This is a genomic window from Kitasatospora sp. MY 5-36 (genome assembly GCF_001182915.1).
In the GTDB taxonomy this organism is placed as follows: Bacteria; Actinomycetota; Actinomycetes; order Streptomycetales; family Streptomycetaceae; genus Kitasatospora.
Genome location: NZ_LFVW01000808.1, coordinates 1 through 4,237 on the forward strand (window position 1 = coordinate 1; position 4,237 = coordinate 4,237).

General features: G+C 74.4%; 3 protein-coding genes and 1 pseudogene. All 4 read right to left on the minus strand.

All coding sequences use genetic code 11. The features are described from left to right. A partial coding sequence (locus AE652_RS36445) for a protein kinase (protein WP_159028659.1) occupies positions 1-1,084 on the minus strand: 1,084 nt, incomplete at its 3' end. Positions 1,085-1,196: 112 nt separating this feature from the next. Continuing rightward, the gene (locus AE652_RS36450; protein WP_063780383.1) at positions 1,197-2,633 is read right to left on the minus strand and encodes a protein kinase; all 1,437 of its coding nucleotides are present in this window, start codon (positions 2,631-2,633) and stop codon (positions 1,197-1,199) included. 302 nt (positions 2,634-2,935) lie between these two features. Beyond that, positions 2,936-3,550: a bacterial proteasome activator family protein gene (locus tag AE652_RS36455; protein WP_198959330.1), complete on the minus strand. Its 615-nt coding sequence runs from the start codon at positions 3,548-3,550 to the stop codon at positions 2,936-2,938. Positions 3,551-3,840: 290 nt separating this feature from the next. After that, a pseudogene (locus AE652_RS36460) lies at positions 3,841-4,237 on the minus strand (hypothetical protein); the annotation flags it as partial.

A 4,237-nucleotide genomic window follows, 5' to 3' on the forward strand; every position in this document is an offset into this window, starting at 1 on the left:
CCGCGGCCTGGTCCGGCCGGAGCACCTGGGTCGCGCCGGTGTCGACCGCGGCCCCGCCGGCCCAGGCGGCCCCGCCCGCGCCGTGCATCTCGCGCAGCGCGTGCTGGACGTGGGCGCGGAACTCGTCGGCGTCCTGGAAGCGGTCGTCCGGGTTCTTGGCGAGCGAGCGCAGCACCAGCGCGTCGAGGCCGGCCGGCACCCGGCCGTTGGCCTGCGAGGGCGGCACCGGCGGGTCCTGGACGTGCTGGTAGACCACCGACAGCGGGGTGTCGCCGGTGAACGGCGGTCGCACCGTGAGCAGTTCGTAGAGCATGCAGCCGGCCGCGTACAGGTCCGAGCGGTGGTCGACCGGCTTGCCGAGCGCCTGCTCGGGCGAGAGGTACTGCGGGGTGCCCATGACCATGCCGGTCTGGGTCATCGTGGTGGCCCCGCCGGTCAGCGCCCGGGCGATGCCGAAGTCCATCACCTTGACCGCGCCGGCGTTGGTGATGCTCACGTTGGCGGGCTTGATGTCGCGGTGGACGATGCCGCTGCGGTGGCTGTAGGCGAGCGCCTCCAGCACCCCGGCGATGATGATCAGCGCCTGGTCGACCGGCGGCGCCTCCTCGTCCGCCAGCAGCTCGCGGACGGTGCGGCCCTCGACCAGCTCCATCACGATGTACGGCGTGGACTCGTCCCCGTCGTACTCCTCGCCGGTGTCGTAGACCGCGACGATCGAGTGGTGGTTGAGCGCCGCGACGGCGTGTGCCTCGCGGGTGAAGCGCAGCCGGGCGACGTCGTCCTGGGCCAGCTCGCCGCGCAGCAGCTTGACCGCGACGGTGCGGCCGAGCCGCACGTCCTCGGCGGCGAACACCTCGGCCATGCCGCCGCGCCCGAGCCGGTAGGTCAGCCGGTAACGGCCGTCCCCGACGGTGCTCAGCGGCACGGCGGTGCCGCGGCCCGGGGTGTGCGGGCCGCCCGTGGCGACCGGCGGCAGCGCCGAGGTCGGGGCCTCGCCGCCGGGCTCGGGAATCCTCGGGGTTCCGCCGGTCCGGCCGACCGCCCGGACACCCGCGTCGTCGTCCGGCTGCTGCGTCTGTGCCATCGCTCCTCGCCCCGGGCGTTCGCTCGGATCGCGGTGCCCTGTCGCTTACGTATCCCCGAACGCTACCGCCTCCGGCGGACGACCGTGGTACCCCCGAACCTGCCGGAAACCGTCAGAGCAGGCCATTCCGGTCGGCCGGGAGGTCGAGGACCAGCACGTCGGCGGGACGGTCCGCGTGGCTGAACTTGCCGCCCGTCTTCTCGTCCGCCTTGTTGACCACGATCGCGATGATGATGCCCGCGAGCACCAGCACGCCGACGATGATCCCGATCACGACCACGGCCGTCGAGCAGCCGCCGCCGCTGGTGGGCGCCTTCGGCTGCTGGTACGGCGGCATCGGCTGCGGCATCGGCTGCGGCGGCGGGGTGTGCGCCCCCTGCTGGAGGTACTGCGGGTGCGGGGTGTGCGGGGCCTGCGGCCGCGGGGTCTGGTAGGCGGGCGGCGGGGTCTGGTACTGCTGCCCGCCCTGCTGGAGGTACTGCGGGTGCGGGGTCTGCGGCTGCGGCGTCTGGTAGGCGGGCGGCGGCGTCCGGTACTGCTGGGCCCCCTGCTGGAGGTACTGCGGCTGGGGCGTCTGCGGGGCCTGCGGAGCGGCGTGCACCGAGCGCGGGCCCTCGTTGATCACCAGCGGGGTGCTGGCCTGCAGCCGGTGCCCGTTGTCACCGCCCTTGGCGGCCGCGATCAGCCGCTCCGCCTCGTCCCGCATCGCCGCCGCGCTCTGGAACCGGTGCGCCGGGTCCTTGCGCAGCGCCTGGGCGACGAAGGCGTCCACCTCGGGCGTGATCGAGCGGTTGAGGGTGGAGGGGGCCGGCGGCTCCTCCTGGACGTGCTTGTAGGCGATCGAGAACGCCGAGTCCCCGTCGAAGACCAGCTGCCCGGTGATCATCTCGAAGAGCATCACGCCGACCGAGTAGAGGTCGGAGCGGGCGTCCACCGGCTTGCCGAGCGCCTGCTCGGGCGAGAGGTACTGCGGGGTGCCGACCACCATGCCGGTCTGCGTCATCGACGTGACGCCGGATTCCAGCGCACGGGCGATGCCGAAGTCCATGACCTTGACGTTGCCCTTGCGGTCGAACATGACGTTGCCGGGCTTGATGTCGCGGTGCACCAGGCCCATGTCGTGCGAGGCCTCCAGCGCGTTCAGCACGCCGACGGTGACCTTCAGGGCCTCCTCGGCCGGCATCGCGCCGTACTGGCCGACCGCCTCGTTGATCGCCTCGCGCAGGCCGTTGCCGTCGATCAGCTGCATCACGATGTACGGCGTGCTGGAGCCGTCCGGGGCGATGTCCTCGCCGCTGTCGTACACGGTGACGATGTTCGGGTGCTCCAGCCGGGCCACCGCCTGGGCCTCGCGGCGGAACCGCTCCTTGAACGAGTCGTCCCGGCCCAGCTCGCTGTGCATGCTCTTCAGCGCGACCTGCCGGTCCAGCACGCGGTCGTGGGCGAGGTGCACGGAGGCCATGCCGCCCTCGCCCAGCAGCCGCTGCAGCACATAGCGGCCGTTGCCCAGGGAGAAGCCCTCGACCGCCGCGTTGCCGTGCTCGCTCATGGTCCTCTGCTCCCCCTCGGCGCGGCCGTGCTCGCCGCAACCTGACGTTCGGTCTCGTCCGTGCGTGGTGGGCCCGGCCCGCTGGCCTGGCGGGCCCCTGCCGCGGCGGTTCCACCGGCCGGCGACAGGGGCCAGGGTATCGGCTCGCGCCGACGGTGATCGGTCCAGGGCCGGGGCCGGTCCCGGCCCGGGGACCGCCCGGCCCGGCGGCCCGGGGCCGGGGAGGATCGTCGTGGTACGTCCGGTCCGACCGCGGTCCGGGCGGCCCGGAGGCGCCTACCGGCGGGTACCGCCGGGTGCGGCTACAGGTAGGGGCCGGAGCGGATGCCGCGGCCCTGGCCCGGCTCGTCCTCGTCCGGCTCGCCGCTGTGCAGCCCGGGCGGCAGCGCCCGCCGCATCTGCTCCAGCTGCGCCCGCGCCGCCATCTGCTGCGCGAACAGGGCGGTCTGGATGCCGTGGAACAGGCCCTCCAGCCAGCCGACCAGCTGGGCCTGGGCGATCCGCAGCTCGGCCTCGGTCGGGATGGTGTCGTCGGTGAACGGCAGCGACAGCCGCTCCAGCTCGGCGACCAGCTCCGGGGCCAGCCCCAGTTCGAGCTCCTTGATCGAGCTCGCGTGGATGTCCTTCAGCCGGACCCGGCTCGCCTCGTCGAGAGGCGCCGCCCGGACCTCCTCCAACAGCTGCTTGATCATGCTGCCGATGCGCATGACCTTGGCGGGCTGCTCGACCATCTCGGTCACCGGGAGCTCGCGCGGCACGTCGCCCTCGTCGTCCCCGTCCCCAGCCGCACCGGCGAACCCCTGGCCCACGGGCAGCCCGTCCGGTCCGACGATCAGCACCTTCTGGCCGTCCTGCGACTGCCCGCCGCCGGCCCGGAAGGGCTCCTGCGACGGGCGCTCGTTCATCGGATTCGTCATGAACAACATTCTCTCTCACTGGGGTTGGTCGGGCGGAAGCCCCCGGTCGTCCCGCCGTCCTGCGCCACCCGTGACGACGCTACGCCTCCGGACGCCCTGCGGGAATCCGTACGGATACTCAGTTCCCGCACCCGGTCCGCCGACCGGCCACCGGCCGCCCGGCGACGGCACCCCGGCCCCGCGCACGGCGGTCCGCCGCTCCGTGGCCGCCGAAACCCCGGGCCCGCTCCGGGCGCGCCGCGCCCCCAGCCCTTGCGCCGCCGCAGCAGCGACACCGGCGCTGGCGGGGCTCAGTCCTTGCGCAGCCGCAGGCCGACCAGTCCCAGGCCGCAGCCGATCAGGCCCAGGCCGACGCCCAGCGGGAGCTGGGTGGTGGAGGCGTCCTGCCAGCGGGCGGGGAAGAGCGCGGGCACCCCGGCCACGGCCGCTACCGGCTGTCCGGCGACCGCCTCGGCCGTGTTCGCCGCGGCCGGGTCCGGGACGGCGGCCGCGCCGGGGGCCTCGGCCTCCGCGGCGTCCCCGTCGGCCTCCGGCTGCTCGGCCCCGACGGCCTGGTCCGGGGCCTCTTCCGGGGTCTGCTCGGCAGCCTGGTCGGGGGCCTGCTCCGGAGCCTGCTCGACGGCCTGGTCGGCGGCCTGGTCCGGCAGCTGCTCGGGAGCCTGGTCGGGGGCCTGCTCCACGGCGGCG